This window comes from Microcoleus sp. Pol10D4 (assembly GCF_036701555.1).
Classification (GTDB): domain Bacteria; phylum Cyanobacteriota; class Cyanobacteriia; order Cyanobacteriales; family Microcoleaceae; genus Microcoleus.
In genome coordinates, this window is the sequence record NZ_JAUBRA010000050.1 from 23,594 (window position 1) to 45,325 (window position 21,732).

Consider the following 21,732-nt stretch of genomic DNA (forward strand, 5'->3'; position numbering starts at 1 on the left):
AAAACCAATGCTTTATCAATTCGAGTTTCGCACTTATCAGCGAAAATTTAAGCGTCCACTGCAAACAAGTCACGGTATTTGGGATATTCGCGAAGGAATTATCCTGCGACTTGTGGGCGAAAATAATCAAATTGGTTGGGGAGAAATTGCCCCTTTGAGTTGGTTTGATTCCGAAAGTTTTGAGCAAGCTTTAGATTTATGTCACCAGTTGCCCGGTAATATTTCATCAGAGATGATTTTTGCTATTTCCGCTGAATTGCCGGCTTGTCAATTTGGCTTTGAGTCAGCACTATCAAACTCTAGATCCCCCCTAACCCCCCTTAATAAGGGGGGGACAAGAAATATTCTCAAAGTCCCCCTTATTAAGGGGGATTTAGGGGGATCGAGACTTCGCCTAAAATCGACATTTATTGCGGGTTCAGTCTTAAGCAGTCACGAATGGACAGAGGTTGGGAATGAGGAAGAAAAAAATCGGTTTAGCGGTTTATTGCCAGCAGGTGAAATAGCTTTGCAGGCTCTGCAAGTGCTTTGGTTAGAGGGATATCGGACGTTTAAATGGAAAATTGGTGTTGCTGCAATTGAGGAAGAATTAAAGATTTTTCATCAGCTAATCGAAGCAATGCACAATTTGTGCGATCGAGAATCGGCATTTTTGCGCTTAGATGCCAACGGGGGACTCAGTTACTCGCAGGCTAAAACATGGCTGGAAGCTTGCGACGAGGTAAAAGCAACTCCCGATTTTTCTGCAGACATTGAATTTTTGGAACAGCCGCTGCCCGTAACACAGTTTCAGGAAATGGTAGAATTAAATGCTATTTATGCAACTCCGATCGCCCTTGATGAATCTGCCGCCAACCTCGATCGCATCCAAGAGTGCTACAACCAAGGCTGGCGGGGCATTTTCGTCATTAAACCTGCGATCTGCGGTTCTCCATCTCAACTGCGAAAATTTTGTCAAACTCACAATATAGACGCTGTTTTCTCATCAGTATTTGAAACCGAAATCGGCAGACAAGCAGCATTAAATTTAGCAACACAATTGTCTTTAAATAAGAGAGCCCTCGGTTTCGGCACCGATTGCTGGTTCGATGACAATCATTCGATTTTAGATTTTAGATTTTAGATTACTCCCACAACTAAATCAAGCGGGTTAGGTAATTGTTTTGAATCGAGAAACTTGGTGAAAGCATCTATGGCAACAAATCTAACAGTAAATATCCTGGATATCGCGGCTAGCTTGCCCGATAATTGGTTTATCGGTTGTGACAGTCGCGAATTTGCCCGAATTGTCGATCGGCTATTTCAAGAAATCACCCAAAATTCCCCACAAAAAACATCCCCAAAAATTTGCATCGCAGAACCAGAACCAGTGCAATTTCTGGCAAGTTTCATCGCCGCCCGCGCCGCCAAATGCCCGATTTTTCTGTGCAATCCCAACTGGGTAAAACCAGAATGGCAACAAGTCTTTGATTTAGTCCAACCCGACTTAATTTTGGGACAATACCCGCTTCCCAACAATCCCCATATCCCAGTCCGCGAAGGCGAACTTCGTGTGTATAGCCGCGAATTCCATTCGCCGACAAAAAGCGGTTCTGATACGATTATGATTCCCACCGGCGGTTCTTCAGGAAAAATCCGTTTTGCTATCCACACTTGGGAAACACTAACCGCATCAGTACAAGGTTTTCAACAATATTTTCAAGTTGACAAAATCAACTCGTTCTGCGTTTTGCCATTATACCACGTCAGCGGTTTAATGCAATTCATGCGTTCCTTTAGTACCGGAGGAAAACTAGCAATTCAACCATTTAAAGAATTAGAAAATGGTAAAAAAAGCGACATCGAACCAGAAGAGTTTTTCATTTCTTTAGTCCCAACTCAACTGCAACGGCTGCTGCAAAACCCAGATACAGCTAATTGGCTTCGACGGTTTCGTGCCGTACTTTTGGGTGGTGCTCCCGCTTGGCCGGAACTTTTAGAAACAGCTAGAAACTATCAAATCAAATTAGCGCCCAGTTACGGCATGACCGAAACTGCCTCGCAAATTGCTACACTAAAACCCGAAGATTTTCTCGCGGGCAATAACAGTTCCGGTAAAATATTACCGCACGCTAAAATAACTATTCGCAGTGCAAATGGCGATATTATGTGCGATAATCAAATCGGAAATATTGCGGTAAATGCTAAATCTTTGGCGTTGGGTTATTATCCTGAACAATTTGCCGATCGCCAATATTTCCAACTAGACGATTTGGGATTTTTTGATAAAAATAACTACTTAAATATCGTCGGACGCAGCAGCGACAAAATTATCACAGGCGGAGAAAATGTATTTCCGGCGGAAGTTGAAGCCGTTGTGCGATCGACTAATTTAGTTGCGGATATTGCTGTAATTGGCTTGCCCGATAAAGATTGGGGTCAAGTCGTTACGGCTATCTACGTTCCCGCTAATTCCGAAGTTACTGTCAAAAATCTGCAAGCGGCAATGGAAGATAACTTGAGCAAGTTTAAGCGACCGAAATATTGGGTAATCGTCGAAAAATTGCCACGCAATTCTCAAGGCAAAGTTAATCGAGAACAATTGCAAAAAATTGCTCTCGAATATCAATAATTATTAGGCGATCGCAATCAATGCAGAAGGCAGAATTTATCATGCTTATTTCCGACTCCTGACAACAGCCAACAGTCAACAGCCAACAGTCAACTGACTAATTACGACAAACCTAATAGCCTTCTCGTCCTCTCCGCTTCTTGCCTTTGAAAATCCATAAACTTTAACATTCGGTAAAGTACCTCTATTTGCCGCAACTTAATACCTGCTTGCTGCGCCACCCGTATCGGATTACCAAAAATCGCCTCAACTTCCAGGGGCCGCGATTCATCATAATCGATTTTCATGCTGGTGCGGTAAGGCTTCATTTTCTCAGTGTATTCGAGCATATGTGGGATAAAGTCATCGGGAATAATGCGATCGCAACTTTTGGCGGCAGCTATCACTTCCCCCATGATTTCCTTGACTAAAATCAGAGTATCGGGATTAGCCATCAGTTCATCTGTTCTGGCATCCAACACTACAGACAGCCCGTTATAAGGAATATTCCAAACTAGCTTTTTCCACCTTGACAATAGCAAATCTTCGCTCATTTTAATAGGAATATGAGCACGTTTAAAGTCCGCAGCAATTTTGTGCAATCTATCAGTAATACCGATTGCTTTGTAGTCTTGGGCATATTCTCCCAGCGTGATAGTGCCGTAATCTAGGTGGCAGATGTGACCGGGCCCAACTTTATAAGAGCAGAGAAAACACAGCCCGCCAACCACTCGTTCTGCACCAACAATTTTAGCTACTTCCGGTTCGGCATTCAATCCGTTTTGCAATACTAAAACCGCGCCGTTATCCTTTAATAAAGGAGGCAAAATTTTGGGCAACAAGTGATTTTGAGTTGTTTTCAGCGCTACAATTACTACGTCGCACTTAGGCATTTTGTGCGCGTCGTGGTAGGCGCGGACGTGGGGGAGGGTGAAGTCGCCTTCGGGAGACTCGACAATCAAACCGTGTTTTTTGACCTGATCGTAATCACTACGTAGCAAAAAATTGACTTCTAAACCTGCTTGTTGCAGTCTAGCACCGTAGAATCCGCCTAAAGCTCCCGTGCCCACAATGGCATAATTGCGATTTGACATAATATCAAAAAGTCAGAAATAATATCAACAAAACAGAAATTTGACTCTCATACCCTGCTATTTTTTAAAGATAGAACTAATCTGAAATCTCAATCTCAAATTTCCTCATCCACTCCATCAAGTCTTCCGATAGCTGTTTTCGAGTTCGGCTAACTGCATCAATGCAAACGTGCTTAGTCAGAGCTTTAGCAGCGCTTCTTCCTGCAACTTCCTCAGAAAATACTTGATAGGCAATTTCAAATTCATCGCCAGTAACTTGTTTGGGCGTCAATTGAATCGTCAGCCGATCGCCCGCAAACATTGGGCGATAAAAATCTACACTAGCATGAATTATGGGAAAGGCAACCTGGGGATTGCTGAAAAATTCTTTGAGATTGATTCCCGATGCTGCTAGAGATGCCTCATAAGCTTCGTGGCACATCGCCAAAACGTTAGCAAAGTAAACGACTCCAGCAGCATCGGTATCTTGAAAGCGAACAGTACGGGTGTAAGTGAAAGGCATTTGAGGTAGTAGCTGGCGATCGCAAATTGGATCTGAATTTTACCAACCATCATATCCGTAAACCCGCACTTTTGGAGAAGTTATTAGCTAAGTAAGTAGGCGCTAATTTTTTATATTGTAAAACTCGCTCTCCTCACTCCTTCCACTGATTTCTTAACCTTTGTTCTTAATCAACATCACGTCTATAATCTTGAGGGCAATATCTTCGGAAATCCCCAATGCACTGTAAAGATCGTTCAAAAGTTGTTCTTCTTCTTCTGAAACCTCGCCATCTGCTAAAGCGATATCAGTTGTCACAGCAAAAACTGTTTCTTTAAGTTCGTCGGGAAGCGTTGCCAAAGCGGCATTAAACAGTACCTCCACTCCTTGCCGTTGCATAACCATCAGCAGGCGATCGAGCATTTTTCTCATCACGTCATCGGGATAACTGCGGAACAGTTGCATCCGAGATAGCGTCATGCTAATCGCTTTACTTTCGCTGTCATTGATGTAACCGTCGGCTGCTACGGCAATTAGCGCGATCGCCGCAAATGCTTCGGCCGGCCCTAACGTTACGTCCGTTTCTTGACGAGTCTGCGATACTTTATCAAATAAACCCATGATATTTTCCTCATTATTTAGTAGTCGATTTATGGAGTCAGGATGGGTTCTGGCTCTGGAGGTTTCTTTGGGGATTTTGATAATTATATCAAATTTTGTTAGTTATTTATTATCAATAAAATTATGAAAAACTTAAGAATTTTTCTTTCGCCATTTGGTGCGGCAAAGGCGGGTTTATTTAGCTCCTGAATTGCCTTCCCGTATTTCAGGTAAAACCCGCCCTGCCAGCGCAGACCATTTACTTGTCAAAAATGGCTAAATCTGCTTTCAGAAAATCAACAAACTGCCGCGCAGTCCTGCCCGATCGCCCATTGCGACGAGTTGCCCATTCTTTAGCGCGGTGCTCCAAATCATCGGGAGCGAGTTTGATTCCAGCAAGTTCTGCCAGATGTCGGACAATTGTTAAATAAGTGTTTTGATCTGCCGGCTCAAAAGTTAAAGTCAAGCCAAATCGATCGCTAAATGAAAGTTTTTCCTGCACAGTATCCCAAGCGTGAACTTCGTCTCCATCGTGGGGGCGAGGTCTGTCGTCAAAAAACTCTCGAATTAAATGCCTGCGGTTAGATGTGGCGTAAACTACCACATTTTGAGAGCGAGCAGTGACATTTCCTTCTAAGACAACTTTCAGAGCTTTAAAAGCATCATCATCTTCCTCAAAGGAAAGGTCGTCCACAAAAATAATAAACTTTTGAGGAACTCCCCGCAACTGCTCGACAATTAGCGGCAAATCTTGCAAATCAGATTTAGATACTTCAATCAAGCGCAGATTGCGAGATCCAAACTCATTTAATAGCGACTTCACCAAAGAAGACTTACCCGAACCGCGGCTGCCGTACAGCAAGACGTGCAAAGCCGGATAACCTGCCAGCAAAAACTCCGTATTTTTCACCAGAGCATCCCGTTGCCAATCGCAGCAAACCAACTCTTTTAAAGTTATGCGATCGGGATGGGAAATACTCGCCAACTGCCCTTCCCGCCACGCAAAAGCGCGATATTCGGCAAACAAACCCGTGCCAAACTGTCGGTAATAAGCTGCCAAAGATTCCGTAGCGCTCGACCATTTTTCTAGTTTTCCGTGCAGCGGCAAATCTCCCTGTTCTGCTACAGTTTCTGAATGCCAAATCGGAGGCACTGCGTCAAGTTGACCCGCTACCCGCACCCACTTGCTCAACTGTTCGCTGCTGCATTCGTAAATATTTTGCAGCACTTCTAAATCATGTCGGGCGGCCTCCACCAAAGCGGGGGGCAAACTTGCAAAATCTGTTTGCTGTGCTCGGCGAGAAAAGGGGTTTTCGTCTTTGAGAATTTCGGAAATCAGAGAATCTTTCCAGCTTAAATTTTTAGCAGCCTGAAGTTTGAACCAGTTCCCGTAAGCTACCTGACATTCCAAACCGCTGACTTCGCTGTGGTGAAGGGCTTGCAGCAAATCGAGAAAAGCTTGACCTGCGGGGCTTTTGAGAACTGATTGATACAGCAGCAGGGATGCTGCTTGGCGCTGGAGGTAACGGATTTGGGCGATCGCACCAGAAGTTAGGGCTGACATAATGGCAATTGTATAACAGTTACATATCCTGACTGGCTTTAATAAATTTTCTAACAATTCGTGACATTAATTGCAGGCTGCGCTGTATAAATTTAGATGCACTTGTGAAATCTGGAGGATTAAAAATGAATTTAGGGACAGCAGCAGCGATCGGCTACGGCATTTTAACACTGGTTGGCGGCATCATGGGTTATATCAAGGCCAAAAGCCAAGCCTCGCTCATTTCGGGCTTGATTAGCGGTTCCCTCCTAATTTTTGCCGGCACCGCGCAGCTTATGGGACAAAGTTGGGGTTTAACATTAGCAGCAGCCATCTCGGCTGTTTTAGTAATAGTCTTTATTGTGCGCCTTGTTAAAACTCAAAAATTCATGCCTGCCGGAATGCTAATTTTAGCTAGCTTAGCGTCTTTGGGCGCGATCGTTTACGAAATCAGCGGTCAATATCAATAATTTGTTGACTGTTGACTGTTGACTGTTGACTGTTGACTGTTGACTGTTGACTGTTGACTGTTGACTGTTGACTGTTGACTGTTTTTAGTGGTCAGTGGTTATTTGTTAATTGTTAGTTGTTCGTTCTAATAACCAATAACCAATAACCAATAACTACTAACCAATAACCAATAACCGGTGACCAATAACTAATGACTAATAACTAATGACTAATGACTAATGACTAATGACTAATGACTAATAACTAATGACTAATGACTAATGACTGCATCAATATACTGCTGAATTTCCCTGATTTGCTGCCGCTGGCATTCGATCCAATCTTTTTCCGCCGCTCGCTGTTCCGGCGTCTCTTTCTGATACCGCGCCTGCTTCTCTAAAAAATTATTGTAGAATTTAATCGCTTTTTCAACTGTTTGAATTGCCAGTTTCATGCGCTCCTCAAAAATTGCTAAAATCACATTTTCCAGGATTGACCCAATCACTTTACAGGAATCTTCAAAATCGACCAAACTGATTCCCAGATTGCTTTTATGAACCAGAGTTTCTACAGGTTCTTTCAGCGTTTCTTTAAAACTCTTCATATAAGAATCTGGCAAATATTTCAGTGGCTCCGTAAACTTCGATACAATCTCCCCGCCTATTGATTGTAGTCGCTCTCTAAATTTCGACTGACTGTTTAGGTCGAAGCATTCAATACAAACTTCAATTTTTTCTATATCAATAGATTGTAATTCTTTAAAAATTAAACTTAGTTCATGCTCCATAATTAAAATCACTCGATCTGCCTGGGAATCCACTTCATTCCGCAACTCTTTGTGCAAATTATCTTTTTCAAAAAAACCAATAGTATCTCTTTGACAGGCTTGAGGGTTTTTATCCCACAAAAACCACTGATTTTTCAACTTGGTCGCCTTGTCGCTCCAAGATTTGCGAACTTTAACAACAGCATCATATTTGCCCTGTTTTCCTAAACTGCGAATTCTCACATCGCATCCGCTTAGTTCGCCAATTTGCTCCCAGACATCAACAGGCGATGCTCCAGCAATTCTCGGCTTGCTATTCCAGACATCCTCAGCCTGAGATACATCTTTGAAACATACCTGAAGTAGCCCCTTGAGTCTGATGGCAGATTGCTTAATTTCGTCAATACAAGGTTCCACATCTAAACTGAGTTGGGTAGCTGACTGTTTAATCTCCACGGATTGATATTCGTCTGCCAACAATCGATCGCTAAACAGGGTAATAGCCTGGAATGCCTTGAGATACTCATTCATTTCCTTTCATCTCTCGTTTCCCTAAACAGCATACAATACACAACATCTGCCTTTTTGAATGGAAACTGAGTCACTACATGGATTATATATTCACCCCTGCAACTCAGGCGCGACTCAATAGTGGCAACCTTGTACAGCCTGCTGCCAAAACAGGAAAATTGCTCCCTGCTGCTAGAGATCCGGTGACAGGGGAGTTTGTGGAGATCGCAAAAATTTTTTATCAATCAAGAAGTGAAACTCTATCCTCGCGCGGAGTTATAGGATTGCTCGCACAGTTAGCCGGAGGTGGCCCCATACAGCCGCTGGTAGCTCCCGTGTACGTGACAGTGGCGCCGTTGCAGGTGGCTCAAACTCATCAGGGGTTTCAAAAAATATACAGAATGCTTAACTGTCTGAAAATTAATTTGGCAGTGATGCAAGCGACTGCTGCTGTCATTGGTATGGGCGCTGTATCGAGCACAGTTTTGTCAGCAGTAAACCTCAACCAAGTATTAAAAATCCGAGAAGAGGCCAAGCACCAGAAGCTAAAAATTAAAGACGGATTTATCGATCTCAGACACATCCTCAAAGATAGGGGAGTAGAGGTGATCCAGCAGATTTTTAAGGTGGCTCACGACTCTAGTTTTGAAATGCACCGCCAGAAACTGGTTAACGGTTATGAGATTTTTTCTAAAGCTATCAAACGTTGTCAGTCAGCCCTGACAGTGCCCGATCTTAAACTTCGGAATTCCGAAATTAATAGCGGGCGGGATATGCTATTTGAGGCTTTAAAAATTTATGATAATTCTAGTTTGTTGGAGGGGCTGTGTTCTGCTGGACAACTCAGGCAAATGGAATGTGTTTGGGCGATCGAGCAGGCGATCGGGGTCACGTTTCACTTGCAGCGGGCCTACGATATGGTGAGCGATCGCCTGGTGGAACTGCAATCAAAAATTCGTCAAAATCTTCTAACTGTTGTTAAAGGATGTCAATCCGAACTCGAACTAGATTTTTTATTTCCCGAAGTTACTAGGATTCTCGGCCATGATTTAAGTGTAATAGAATTTTGGCAAAATGAGGTTGATTGGATGCAAACTTTGTCTCCAAAAGAGCAGCACCAGTTAGCTAGTTTAGATAAACTCGCCGTCGAAACGTTAAAAAGCAGCGTGTACACTACATTCGCGGTATTAGCTGCGGAACCTTCACTTTATGAAAGTTTAAAGCAAAAGTCTCACTTTCTATCCTTGCGCGACCAGCTAACCTTCGCTGTGTCGCCGGAAATCCGCCGGAGATACGAATTTTATGTCAGCCAGCAGGCGATCGCTACTGGTTATCAAGCTTTAGCTGCCTCGAATTGGCAAGAAATATCCGATTTAACTGTCGCTAACCTCTACCACTTTTTTCAAATTCGAGAGAACTCAACTGAAAATTATCCAACCGAGGACGAATTAGAAACTCCTTATTGGCACTTTCCCCCAAACTTAAAAAACGAGCTGAATTATAGCAATTAAATCACCAATGACTAATGGATATTGTTGACTGTTGACTGTTGACTATTGACTGACTTCTTCAGTCGTAGACACAAATTTTCAATTGTTACACTATCTGTAGTAGTAAGGTGTGCACTGCCCACCCTACAAGTATAGTCTGTGCGTCAAGGACTATTTTTCCTTCTTGCTTCTTCCTTCTATCCTTTACATCCGTTACATCCGTTACATAATCCGTTGCCGAACTTCCTTCTTCCTTCTGATTACCTCAACCACAACTTAATAGTATTGTCTTTAGAACCGCTAGCAATAGTTCTGCCATCGGGACTAAAAGTTACCACATAAACTTCATCGGAATGTCCCGTCAAAGTATTCAGCAATTCTCCGGTAGCAAAATCCCAAACTTTAATAGTTTTATCCTTGCTCCCACTCGCAATAAACTTCCCGTCCGGGCTGATAGCAACCGAGACAATATCGTCAGAATGTCCCTGAATAGAGCGAATTAAATCTCCTGTTTCGATATTCCAGATTTTAATAGTTTCATCGTATGAACCGCTAACAATTGTCTTGCCGTCTGGGCTAACAGCAACCGACCTCACGGGCTCGCCGTGTCCCTCAATAGTTTTGAGCAACGCCCCTGTTGCGACATCCACAACTGTAATTTTTTTATCCTTAGAAGCGCTAACCAAACTTTTTCCATCTGGAGTGAAAGCAACAGAATAAACAAAATCTGTATGGTCGGGAAAACTCTGAATCAAACGGCCAGTGGCTGCATCCGAAATCTTTGTGGTGTTGTCTCCGCTACCGCTAGCGACAAGCTGTCCGTCGGGGCTGAGAGCGACAGACCAAACAGAAGCAGTATGGTCGAGACTGCGAATCACTTGCCCTGTTTTCAAATCCCACAGCATGACTCGCCAAAAACCGGTTCCAGTTGCCAGTTTCGTACCGTCTGAGTCAAAAGCAACTGACCAAATAGTGGAGGAATCTCCTGGAAAAGTGCGGATCGACTTGCCTGTAGCTAAATCCCAAATTTGGATGGTTTTGTCTTTAGAGCCGCTGGCTAACATTAAGCCGTCTGGACTGAAAGCAACAGACCCAACGGCATCTGAATGCTGAGCGAAATTTTTGACTTTGGCGTTCTTCCACCGCAAACCTGCTTGGCACTGTTCTTGTAACTCCTGAGCGGACGAATAGGTGCTGGAAGTGTTGGCAATTGTTGGTATTTGGCTGATGCAGTCTTCATAATTACTGGCTTTATAGAGACCTGCAATTTGATTGAGCTGTTGAGATTCTTTTTGGACTAGCTGCTGCCATTCTTGCCATTTGAGATATCCGTAAATTCCGCCGATCGCAGCTAATATAGCCGCCATTGTTGCCCCGGCAAGATAAGGATTGAATTTGCGAGTTTCTTTGGGGACAAGTGCTGCTGGGCTGGCGATCCTCTCCGTTGGCGTAGCCCCCGTAGGGGCGGGCTGCGCTAACGAGAAATCGGTTTTTCCGTTCAGATTTAGCTGCGGGGATACCGCCGGACTTGCCTGCAATTCGAGGTGAGGGGCGCTACTCGCTGGTGACGGATTGGGGTTGCGGTGTCCCTCTAAAACTGTGGATATCGCCTTGTACAATTTAGCAAATAAAGATTTAGGAATGACTAATTCTTCGATTTTTGCGGCATCTTCGTCGGTAAGCCCTAAAACTTGCTGCAAGCGTTTTAATTCGTCGCGAGTTTCCAGAGAAAAGGGATATTCTTGCTGCATTGCTTCTTGCAGTGATTGTTCGTAGCGTTCGCCTTTTTCCCTATATTTCCGGTAAGGGTTCAATACCTCATCTTCGATCGCCTCTGCTTCTTCTGGCAGCAATTCCAGACTGACGCGCAGTTCATCTAATATTCTCCGACCGACGACTGTAATATCACCCCGGCTGCTGCTGCGCCGATCGACTTCTTCGCGATATATTGTTAGCTTGGGAATCCGCGCCCGCGAGCGATCGCCAATTTTCCTCAAATCGGCTAAAGCTTCCGCCGCCGACTGGTACCTCTCCCGAAAATCGTAGCGCACCATATTGTCTAAAACATCGGCCAGCGCTTGGGAACACGTGGCTAAATGCCGCCAAACAATTTCGCCTTTATTAGAATTTTTCAAATCCCGCAGTTTCGGCAAATCGTAAGCCGGCAAACCCGTCATTGCTTGGATGCCAATCATTCCCAAAGCGTAGATATCGCTGTTGAGTTGCGGGTTGTATTGAAATTGTTCGATCGGCATATATTCCAGAGTGCCAATCCGCACCGTTACCGGCGCTTGTCTTTGAGCGATGTGAATTTCTTTCACCGAGCCAAAGTCAATCAAAACTAACTTGTTGTCGGAATAGCGGCGAATTAAATTAGCCGGTTTAATATCTCGGTGAATTACGCCCTGTCCGTGTACAAATACTAAAATTTCTAACAGTTCCTTCAGCAAAGGAATCATTTTTTCTTCAGTTAGAGGCTTGCCCGGTACAATCTCGGTTGATAGCGAGTGACCAGCAACAAAGGATTCAACTAAGAAAAATTCTTCATTTTCTTCAAAATAAGCGAATAGCTGAGGAATTTGGTCATGTTGACCGAGCTTTTCTAGAACCTCTGCTTCTTTTTGAAAAAGACGGCGCGTAGTATTAATTAATTTTGGTTCGGTAGTACCGGGACGCAGGTGCTTGACAAAGCACTGCGGTTCTCCAGGACGGCGAATATCTTTGGCAAGATATGTTTGTCCAAATTCTCCTGTTTCTATGACTTCAATGATTTGATAGCGTCCATCTAAAAGTTGGCTCACCATGATAATAACGCAGCCTTTTTTTGGTTGATTTTCGCAAGAAACAGTTGCACTGTTGAGTCACTTGTCTTTGAGTTTCGCTCCCTAAATCCTCGTTTTTCAGGGGTTTGAGGGGAGCGAAAGAATGTTCTTGTCCCCCCCTACTACCCTTTTTTTATGGGTTTGGGGGAAGCGACGAGCTAATAGTTCTTCCTTCTTTTTTCTTCTTTATTTCTTCTTCCATACATTATTTTTTCAACATCTGCAAAGCTTGATATCCTAAAAAGAAAAATCCCAAAGCACCAAGTACCGCTATCCCGTTCGCCAACACATCGACTGTCACAAATTCGCCCATTCCAATATCCTCTGACAACTGATATCTATCCTCGGCTTTTCGGTCGCTGTCTGGGTGAGGGGTCTTGCCCCTCGCTGCGGGCGAGCCGAAAGATGCTCACAAATTATAGCAAAAGAGGCGGTCAATCGATTTTAGATTTTAGATTTTAGATTTTAGATTGAAGCATTGACCCCACGGATGAATCCGGGGGCTTGTATCCTGGATGCTTTCGGTCAAAATAACTTTTCGGGCGATCGACTAGCTTTGTGTTTTAATATTTTTTAATATTTAGGGTGACAAATCGTGTACCGAAAATTTGAGCTCAGTTCGCTTTGATATTGTTAACCCTGCTAATCTTTTCTCTAATCGTAAGTACAGCTTACAGTAAGAATTTGCGCCGATCAGTCAAAAATGCGCCTCGAACCGACAGAATTTCCGCAATACCCTAACCGAAACCCGCCGCGCAGTTCTCTAAAGTTTCGGTAATCGTACCAGGATACAACGAGGCAGAGAATATTCGGGATTCCGCGATCGCCATGAGGGAGAGTACACCGCTGTCTGTGGACAACTTAGAGGTTTTAATTGTAGACGATCGATCGACAGACGACACCAAGGCGATCGGGCAAACCCTGCAACAGCATCTCAACGCCCCCGGCTTAAAATATTAGCAGGTCAACCGCAACCCACCAACCACTTACCTGGTTAACTATGTGTTTATCACTAATCGTAATTTGACAGCATTACACTTTGCGCCACTTGGGTGCATAGATTTCTGAATGTCCTACAAAATACTGTGGTTGGGAGGTTTGGGAGGTGCGTTAGTGGCGGCGATTGCGATCGGTTCTGCGATTAAAACCGAAACTGGTTGGGGTGGACTTGGCGCGGTAGAACTTTGCAAATTAAGAGTTAATTAAGACTTACGCATGGGGTTCCAGAAACCAGTTTTTTTTGCGATTCTCAATAACCCTTTTATGGGCGGGTTCTCCTGCCCAACCCCTACTCCCCACAATAAAACTCACTCTTTGTGGAACAGGCCGGAAAGCCGGTTCTTGAGAATGGTGTAAGATATTTTATACTTCCGCATACACAAAAGCAGGTACGCGCTTGTAAGCAGGCGTGCCCGATCGCTTTTCAATCTCCGGGTGAAAAATCACATTAACTTCAGGATAAAACATCAAAGCAGCACCCTCACGAACCGCCCCGTAAATCACCTCGACATTTTCCATTTTCCCCACATTTCCCTGCACCGTAACCCGCTGATGTTCTTGAAAACCCGTGCTTTCTGCATCCGCACGATTCATCAAAATGCAGTTGCGGTGTGGCATTCCCCGGTACTTGTCATCAATTTTGTAAACGACAGTATTGTGCTGAGAATAGCTGCGTCCCGTCATCAATGCCACTACAATACCCTGTGTTGATTCCGATACTCCAAACTCTTTCGCTTCCGGTAATTTCAGCTTAGGTAAAGGCGTCACAAACATCTTCGCTTTCCCAGACTCGGTAGGAAATTTAGGTTCTGTAAAAATGCGACCACTGATGGTAAATTCCTCTTGTGTTTCATCAATTGTCGCCATCTTTTCATAGCCAGGAATAGTTTTAGCAATCAATTGGCGAACGTATTTTGTGTCTTGAAGTCTGCGCCAATCCACAGGGAAATCGCCGTGAATCCTGCTGGCTAATTCTGTCAAAAAATAAACTTCAGGAATCAAATCCGAATTCTGGAGATGAGTTTCACCCTCATCATTTAAACGCACAAAGTTATTCCCAGATTCTACCGTTGTTTTGTGGGGGTTTTCAAAGCGATTCAGCACCGGAATCACAATTGTATTGTGCTTTGCCAATCCGTGAAAATGCCCTAAATTCGGTTTGGTTGCAAGGTAGATAACGGTTTCAACATTGCTTAAAGCGCGTTTTGCCTGAGTTAAATCTGGATTTGCCCCATACAAGTTGCCGCCCAGACAGATCAGGGTATCGACTTTGCCTGCATCTGCTGCTTCAATGAGCGATCGAGTGTCGTAGCCCTTAACAGGACTGAGAGGACGATTCAATAACTTTTCTAAAGCTTGTTGAATTTCTTTTTTCAGCTTCACAGTGACGCCCATAGAGCCGAATCCTTGGACGTTTGAGTGTCCTCTGACTGGCATTAATCCCGCCCCTTGTTTCCCAACATTTCCCGTCAGCAAGGCAGTATTGGCAATGCTGAAAACGTTATCTACACCGTTATCGTGTTGGGTAATTCCCATCGCCCAACCAAAGACAACTCGCTGGGACGTGCCAATAATTCTGGCTGCCGCCTCAATTTCTGCTTGGGAAACTCCGCAGGTTTTAGTAATAGTTTCCCAAGCGGTTTCGCGGGCGTGCTGTACTACTGCTTCCCCGCCTTCTGTATGAGCTTGCAAATAGCTTTCGTCCAGCAATCCTTGTTCGATTATAGACTTTTGAATCCCTACAAATAGCGCTGTATCGCTGCCGGGAATTGGCTGCAAGTATAGCGAGGAAATATCGGAACCGGGGATGAGCGACTTGACGGGAAATGCGGGAGAACCAAACTTGACTAACCCGATTTCCATCACCGGGTTGATTACAATTATTTTACCGCCTTTGTCGCGAATTTTAATCAATTCGTTCATCAAACGGGGATGGTTGTAGGAAGAATTGCTGCCCGCGAGTACGACGCAATCTGCTTCCTTCAAGTTTTCTAGACTTACTAACGAGGTGCGGGTGGCAAACATTTCGCTTAACCCGATTGTCGAGGGAGCGTGGCAGAGATCGGAACAATCTGCTAAGTTATTGGAACCCATCGCCCGCATCATCAATTGCAGCAGAAAAGCCGCTTCGTTGGAAGAGCGACCGGAACTGTAAGATGCCACTCTTTCGGGGGTTTTGCGAAAAGCAGCTTCGGCAATTTGATAAACTTCTTGCCAAGAAATGCGATCGTAATGGGATGAACCAGCCCGCAAAATCATCGGAAAACTCAGCCTTCCCAACCTATCGGCTTCCATTGAAGTTAATTGCTGAAGTTGTGCAATACTCTGCTGTTCAAAAAATTGAGTTGAGATAGCCGGCTTGATTTCAGCGGAGATTGCTTCGACGCTTTTCATGCACCGCTGAAGTTTTTCGCCCTCTTCATTTGTAAAACCTCCTTTCTGCCCGCCAGTGCCCCAAGAACATGACAAACAAGCACTTTTGTGCAGCAAAGTTTTCCAAAGTTTCGGCCCTTCCGGGGACAATGTATGTTTTGCCCAATATTCTATTACGGGCAAACCGCCACCTATCTCTGGTGTTTCCTCGTTTGTCTCGTTGAATGGCGGGATTGGTTGGACATTTTGAGAATTGACATCCATGTGGTTTACCTTTTGTTTGAATTGCGGATTAGTTGAAGAAAGGCAGCCGGAGCACAAGGCATTCGGCAGAATGAAATAAAAATTTTGAAGGCAAGAATTTTGTTATTTTTCAAAGCAATTTTTTTGAGCGCACTGTACAATACAATTCTGCCGCAGACCGACTTACTTCTATTGACTCGGCGGGGGAACCGCCAGAGGAGTTAAATTTATTACTCGAATTTTACCGCAAATTTACAACAGAAAAAACTACTCAACAGATATAGCGGTTCTCACAAAAGTGAGGTATGCCCTATGCCCTATGCCCTATGCCCTATGCCCTATGCCCTATGCCCTATGCCCTATGCCCATGAGTACCTCATCTTTCGCTCGAAAGGCTATAGATGTTTTAATCTCTATTCAAGAATAGGTTCGCAGTAAGGACTTTAATCCTCATTCACAGGAAGAGAGAGGAGTGAAGTCCTCACTACAAACCAGGTTTACTTCCTCTTTTTTAAGGCCTGCTTCCCAAACCCAAGACACAGCAGTCGATCGCCCTCAGCAACATTCGGGTCATTCTGCAAATAATCTCCCAACCACTCGCAACTGCGAGCAATGATATTATTCAGTTCCAAATTCTCCAAAGGCAACAGAATTACATTCCTATCCCTACTAGCAAAACCCAGAGTTTTGCTATCCGAACCAAAAGTAACGCTCAACACGCGATCGCTCGATTCCAAAGTCTTAGATAGAATAGCCTTCTTGCCACCCAAATCCCACAGCTTAACAGTATTTCCCCCACTCGCCGCTGCAATCAACTTCCCATCGGGACTAAAACTCACGCTTTCTACAGTATCGCTGTGGTCTAGTTTTTCAGTTAAATTTGCTACCTTTCCATCAAACCCCCACAAGTAAACTTTTTTGTCACCGCAAGCAGCAGCAATAGTCTTGCCGTCTGGACTAAAACTCACATTTTTAACGCTGTCCTCGTGGTCGAGAGTTTTCAAAATCTTCGCCGACGAACCGTTAAATTGCCACAGGTAAACTCTCTTTTCTCCGGTAATTTCAAAAGCCTTTTTCTTCCCGTTTGCCTTGTCCTCAGCAGCGGTAGCAGTAGCAATAGTTTTGCCGTCGGGACTGAAGCTAACGCTAATTACTGGATTGCTGTGATCAAGTTTTGCAAACAAAGTTGCTTTAGAACCGTTCCAGCGCCAGAGGTACAATTTGCGATCGGCACTTGCGGCAGCAATTATCTTTCCGTCGGGACTAAAACTTACGCTTCTGACAATGCCGCTGTGGCTGAGAGTATCTAACAGTTTGCCGTTTAAACTCCAGACTTTCACGGTTTTGTCATCGCTGCCCGAAGCAACAGTTTTATCATCAGGCGAAATGCTGACCCAGGTAACAGAATCCTTGTGACCTTCTAAGATTCTGAGTAAACTGCCGTCAGCCCGCCAAAGTCTCACTGTTTTGTCGCCACTAGCAGAGGCAATTGTTTTGCTGTCAGCGCTAAAACTGACTTTGTAAACCCAGTCTCCGTGTCCCAATAAAATCTTATTCAGCGGAGTGCTGTCCGGTTTCCAAATTTTCACTATTTTGTCCTTACTTGCGGAAGCAATAGTGCCGTCACCGCTGAAAGTTACGGATCTTACGTCGTCTTGATGTCCTCGAAAAGTGTTGAGCAAAGTGCCGCTGCGACTCCAAACTTTCACCGTATCGTCTGCACTGCCGGTGACGATTTGTTTGCCATCGCGACTGAAACTCGCGCTGACAACTTCATCGTTGTGTCCTTTGAGAGTTCTGATTTCCTCACCGTTTCGGTTCCAAATTTTGGCTGTGGTGTCGGCACTTGCCGAGACGAGTTCTCGACTGTTTGGACTGAACTTAATGCTGTAAACAATGTCAGAATGTTTGGTTAATGTTTTGGGATTAATTCTAAATTTCTGCGTTTTACTTTCTCGGTTCCAAAGTTTGACAGTTTTGTCAACACTTGCGGAGGCAATTGTTTGGCCGTCGGGACTGAAACTGACGCCGAGTACCCAGTCTTTGTGTCCGGTTAAGGTTTGCAGCAGTTGTTTGTTCGCAAGGTTCCAGATTTTGACGGTGTTGTCGTGACTAGCGGAAGCTAGGGTTTTGCCGTCGGGACTGAAACTGACGCTGGTGACGATATCGCGGTGGCCGGATAAAATGCCAATCGCACTTTTGTCGCTATCTACTTGCCAAATTCTAATTGTGCGATCGGCACAACCAGTAGCGATCGTTTTCCCATCAGGACTAAAACTAACACTCGTCACGCTATCTGGGTGATTAAAAGTTTTTAATAACTTACCTTCTTTGCTCCACAATTTAACAGTTTTGTCAGCACTTGCCGAAGCAACTGAATTGCCGTCGGGACTGACACTCACATCCAAAACAAACTTGCTGTGCTGCTCGAAACGGTTGCGTTCTTGCACCCCCGAAACTGCTTGCCTGAGTCTTTCTGCAATTTGAGTTTTAGTCTCCACAGGCAGCGCTGTACTTTTCAGAGAATCACGACCAATTTTGATACTATTTCCCAACACTCCTAATTGGTTTTTTTCATTAGAAATAACCAAAGCTTCCGACGCCGAATTCAGGGCATCAGTGCGACTTTTTTCTGCTTCTTGCCGTGCGCTTTCTGCTAATTTTGCTTGCTCGAATGCCATCCCCGAAACACCTGCGAGTACAAGCACTCCTACAACCGCGGCCCGCAATTGCCATCTCCGAGTGTGGTAAAGTTGAGCTTCCGCTTGATACTGTTTGTCTCTAGCTTCCGACAGCAAAGCATCTTGCTCTCTGTCTTTGCGGATTTGTTCAATTTCATCTCGGTTAATTTGATTTTGCTTTCGCAGTTCCTCAAATTCTGCCTTTTTATCTAATTCTTGCTGCTGGCGAATGAAGCTAACTAAATAATCGTGAACGAGCTGATAAAGCTCAGCAGGCAGTTCCGTCCACCGAAAAACTAAACCAGAGTTTACTAACAGTTCTAATACTAAATCTAATTTGTCAGCTTCAGCAAATGTAGCTAAATTTGAGGCTAATTCTGCGCGGGTTTTTAGGGGACGAATCTCCTCTTCATCTGTGAGCAAATACAATACTCTGCGTGCAGCTACTTCATTTTCCGGACCGCAATCTTTGATGACTTCTTCGAGAAACCTTTCTACTAATTTTTGTTTGGGATTGTTGCCTAGTTCCTGATATTGACTTAAAGTTCTAATGTTCTCTTGTTGCAGTTGAGCGCCGACAAGTTGTAGTTCGATCGGGCGAACTTCTCCCAATTCTCCAGCTAAATTTTTGACTAATTCTTCGATCAGCTCCGGTTCTAAGTAAAACTGCGCTCGCTCAGTTAAAGTGCGAATTACCGATCGCGCATCGACCAGCGAAAAATTTCCCAAATAAAACAGAATGTTTTTGCTGAGAATGTCGTCCAAAATATCATTGTTAACGAATCCTGTCGGGTTTTTGGGTCGGGAAAATTCCAGCAAATAGTGCAGGTAATCTTCCCGCAAACACAGGACGACTTTTAAGTATTTGATTTTCAAGCATTGCCGCAAAAAATCAAAAAATATTTGTCTTTCCGCTGGCTCTTTCCACACGAAAAAAAATTCTTCAAATTGGTCAAATATCAGAACAGTCACTAAATGCTCTGAGTTTCTTTGCAGCTCCTTGATAATGTTTTCGTATTCGATCGCCTGTTGTTGTATGATTAATTCTACTGGCTGTGACTGCTCCCTTTGCTCCTCATTTTTCGCAGCCGAGCCACAGTGCAATCCTGAAATAAAATTTTCCTCGCCTGCGCCTGCTTCTACGGTCAAATCTACCGGAGCAGTTTCTGGTACTGTTTCGGCAATTTCCGGATCGAATATTTCAGCTTTCTCAGCAGATAACTGTCGGGTCAATTCCCGCGGCCAGTTGTTGTAAACTTGCAGCACTACGGGCAAAACAGTCCGCATTTCTATTTTTTTTTGTTTGAGAGCTGGTACTAATCCTCCCGTGACTATTGAACTTTTGCCAACTCCAGACTGACCGTAAATTACTGTCAGTTTGTCGGGGGTATTGTTCATCCTATATATCAAGCGGTTGAGGTCTTGCTCTCTGCCGGAAGCTGTAATTTCGTCAGCAATAGTAGCAGCGCCGGCAAGAGTTTCGGCGACGGAATTAACCGCTTCTCTGTGCGGCTGCAACTTTCCGGCCCCAATAAAAGCTCGGAACCGATACGTGTGTTCCACCGATCGATAATCTTGCTTAATTTGAAATGCTTCGAGATATTCTCCCCGCTGAAAATAGAGCGATCGCAGCATTTCTAAAACCCGCAAATACAGTTGCGGGTTGTAGCAAGGTTCGGTTTCCGAGCGAGCAAGCTCTAAATGCGCGATCGCCTCCTGCACCTCACCCAACTGACTCTGGGCCTCTGCTAAAATTAACAGATACAAGCCTAGATGCTGCGACTTTACAGGGGTTCCCTGTCCCGTCGCTTCTAAATTTGATTTGAGAACGTCTAGAGCGATTAAAGCCCATTCTTTCGCCCCTTGCCAGTTCTTTTGCTCTAAGGCTACTCTAGCCAAAAAGCCGTAATCTTGAGCCAAATTAACTGCTGAATTTTTCATATTTTCATGTAACCTCCGAGCTTTGATAGCTAAATTCCAGAGTGCATCCCAATCGTCTAAATGCTGCAATACTTCGCCAAGTTGATTGATGAATATACCAACGGCATCCGGCCGCCCCGCGCGTTCTAAAACATCAATACATTCCTGAAAATAATTCTTAGCTTCCGTCCAGTAAGGGCGGTTGCCGTTGCGGTGTTGTTCTGCTTGGAAGCGGTAGCAAAGACCGATGTGGAATAGCAGAATTCCCTCTAACACCGGTGCTGGGTGAACAGTAAATAACAAATTGCTAAATTCTGTTTTTTGTCCAATAAATGCTACTTGATGCTTCCAAAAGCTGAGGCTTTTTTGATACAATTCAATAGCCGCAGGGATGCGGTGACAAGCATATTCGTGCCGCCCGCGAATAAATTGCAAACTCGCTTCAATAGCTGGTTCTAATCTGATATTGCAAGTTTGCAAGTCTTGGCTAGCCGACTCTAGTTCACTCAAAGAATTGGCTCCGAGAATGGCAGAATTAGTTAAACGCCAATTGCCACTTTCTAAAATGTTGGAAAAAATGCGATCGGCACTTTTGCCCAGGAAATCCACCAAGTCGTCGGGGCCAATCACAAATTCAACAGTGGTCGTCCAAGTCTCGATATCTGTTACTAACCGAATCAGTTTTTTTAAAATTTTGTCTGTCACCCACAGCACCACCGGAAAGGGAAAATTATTCCGAAATTCTTCCCTCACGTAGTTGGTAGAAGTCAACAGTCGATCGATCGCACTTACCGATTCCAATCCAAACACCATTAAAGCTGACGGGTGGCTGCAGGAAACTTTGGTTTCTATAGTCGTGTAAAGAGTTTTAACCGATGGCGGGAGGACTATTTCTCGAATCTCGATCCCAGACTCTTCCCGCAATTGCCGTGCCGTTTGCTCTCTCATCGCACTGTAATTGCACCGTACCAAAATCAGCGAAAATTGCCCCTGAGACATTCTCAGAGTCCGGGTGAGAGTTTGCAGCGAACTTTTGTTTTGCTGGGCTGCGGTGTCTTGCTGGCAGTGCGAATTAATCATAATTAATATTTGAAAAAGTTTCTCAGGATAGGTGCTGTCAACTGCCGAAAAAAGGAAGTTCGGCAACGGATTTTTTAACGGATGTAACGG

At 44.3% G+C, this 21,732-nt stretch carries 15 protein-coding genes; 6 read left to right on the forward strand and 9 right to left on the reverse strand.

The genetic code is table 11. The annotated features are described in order from the left end of the window. Positions 1-7: 7 nt before the first annotated feature. Positions 8-1,123, forward strand: a complete 1,116-nt coding sequence (locus QUA36_RS21970; RefSeq protein WP_333459104.1) for an o-succinylbenzoate synthase — start codon at positions 8-10, stop codon at positions 1,121-1,123. A gap of 69 nt (positions 1,124-1,192) precedes the next feature. After that, positions 1,193-2,611 (forward strand): 2-succinylbenzoate--CoA ligase, encoded by a 1,419-nt coding sequence (locus QUA36_RS21975; RefSeq protein ID WP_333459105.1) that lies wholly within the window; start codon positions 1,193-1,195, stop codon positions 2,609-2,611. A gap of 101 nt (positions 2,612-2,712) precedes the next feature. On the opposite strand, the gene QUA36_RS21980 is transcribed toward QUA36_RS21975, so the two are convergent. The 4 genes from QUA36_RS21980 to QUA36_RS21995 form a co-directional block, all read right to left on the reverse strand. Then, positions 2,713-3,684, reverse strand: a complete 972-nt coding sequence (locus QUA36_RS21980; RefSeq protein WP_333459106.1) for a putative 2-dehydropantoate 2-reductase — start codon at positions 3,682-3,684, stop codon at positions 2,713-2,715. 76 nt (positions 3,685-3,760) lie between these two features. Further along, the gene (locus QUA36_RS21985) at positions 3,761-4,186 is read right to left on the reverse strand and encodes a thioesterase family protein (RefSeq protein ID WP_333459107.1); all 426 of its coding nucleotides are present in this window, start codon (positions 4,184-4,186) and stop codon (positions 3,761-3,763) included. 153 nt (positions 4,187-4,339) lie between these two features. Next, positions 4,340-4,786 (reverse strand): tellurite resistance TerB family protein, encoded by a 447-nt coding sequence (locus QUA36_RS21990; RefSeq protein WP_333228792.1) that lies wholly within the window; start codon positions 4,784-4,786, stop codon positions 4,340-4,342. 238 nt (positions 4,787-5,024) lie between these two features. Then, entirely contained in the window at positions 5,025-6,329 is a 1,305-nt protein-coding gene (locus tag QUA36_RS21995; RefSeq protein WP_333228794.1) for an ATP-binding protein, read from the reverse strand. 125 nt (positions 6,330-6,454) lie between these two features. On the opposite strand from QUA36_RS21995, the gene QUA36_RS22000 reads away from it, so the two are divergent. Beyond that, positions 6,455-6,778: a TMEM14 family protein gene (locus QUA36_RS22000; protein ID WP_190735279.1), complete on the forward strand. Its 324-nt coding sequence runs from the start codon at positions 6,455-6,457 to the stop codon at positions 6,776-6,778. A gap of 251 nt (positions 6,779-7,029) precedes the next feature. Here the strand turns inward: QUA36_RS22000 and QUA36_RS22005 are convergent, their stop codons facing one another. Then, positions 7,030-8,055 carry a hypothetical protein gene (locus QUA36_RS22005; protein ID WP_333459108.1) on the reverse strand — a complete coding sequence of 342 codons (1,026 nt, stop codon included), beginning with the start codon at positions 8,053-8,055 and terminating at the stop codon, positions 7,030-7,032. A gap of 77 nt (positions 8,056-8,132) precedes the next feature. On the opposite strand from QUA36_RS22005, the gene QUA36_RS22010 reads away from it, so the two are divergent. Beyond that, positions 8,133-9,545, forward strand: a complete 1,413-nt coding sequence (locus QUA36_RS22010; RefSeq protein ID WP_333459109.1) for a hypothetical protein — start codon at positions 8,133-8,135, stop codon at positions 9,543-9,545. A gap of 239 nt (positions 9,546-9,784) precedes the next feature. Here the strand turns inward: QUA36_RS22010 and QUA36_RS22015 are convergent, their stop codons facing one another. Both QUA36_RS22015 and QUA36_RS22020 read right to left on the reverse strand, forming a co-directional pair. Next, positions 9,785-12,328, reverse strand: a complete 2,544-nt coding sequence (locus QUA36_RS22015) for a protein kinase domain-containing protein (RefSeq protein ID WP_333228800.1) — start codon at positions 12,326-12,328, stop codon at positions 9,785-9,787. A 223-nt stretch (positions 12,329-12,551) separates the two neighbouring features. Then, positions 12,552-12,677 (reverse strand): hypothetical protein, encoded by a 126-nt coding sequence (locus QUA36_RS22020; RefSeq protein WP_333165309.1) that lies wholly within the window; start codon positions 12,675-12,677, stop codon positions 12,552-12,554. 497 nt (positions 12,678-13,174) lie between these two features. Here QUA36_RS22020 and QUA36_RS22025 point away from each other — a divergent pair, with 497 nt between their 5' ends. Both QUA36_RS22025 and QUA36_RS22030 read left to right on the forward strand, forming a co-directional pair. Beyond that, the gene (locus QUA36_RS22025; RefSeq protein ID WP_333459110.1) at positions 13,175-13,306 is read left to right on the forward strand and encodes a glycosyltransferase family A protein; all 132 of its coding nucleotides are present in this window, start codon (positions 13,175-13,177) and stop codon (positions 13,304-13,306) included. Positions 13,307-13,414: 108 nt separating this feature from the next. Continuing rightward, positions 13,415-13,552 carry a hypothetical protein gene (locus QUA36_RS22030; protein ID WP_333459111.1) on the forward strand — a complete coding sequence of 46 codons (138 nt, stop codon included), beginning with the start codon at positions 13,415-13,417 and terminating at the stop codon, positions 13,550-13,552. A gap of 156 nt (positions 13,553-13,708) precedes the next feature. Here the strand turns inward: QUA36_RS22030 and QUA36_RS22035 are convergent, their stop codons facing one another. Together QUA36_RS22035 and QUA36_RS22040 are read right to left on the reverse strand one after the other, a co-directional pair. Beyond that, positions 13,709-15,982 carry an FdhF/YdeP family oxidoreductase gene (locus QUA36_RS22035; RefSeq protein WP_333459112.1) on the reverse strand — a complete coding sequence of 758 codons (2,274 nt, stop codon included), beginning with the start codon at positions 15,980-15,982 and terminating at the stop codon, positions 13,709-13,711. A gap of 476 nt (positions 15,983-16,458) precedes the next feature. Continuing rightward, the gene (locus QUA36_RS22040; RefSeq protein ID WP_333459113.1) at positions 16,459-21,642 is read right to left on the reverse strand and encodes an nSTAND1 domain-containing NTPase; all 5,184 of its coding nucleotides are present in this window, start codon (positions 21,640-21,642) and stop codon (positions 16,459-16,461) included. Between the last annotated feature and the right edge of the window lie 90 nt (positions 21,643-21,732).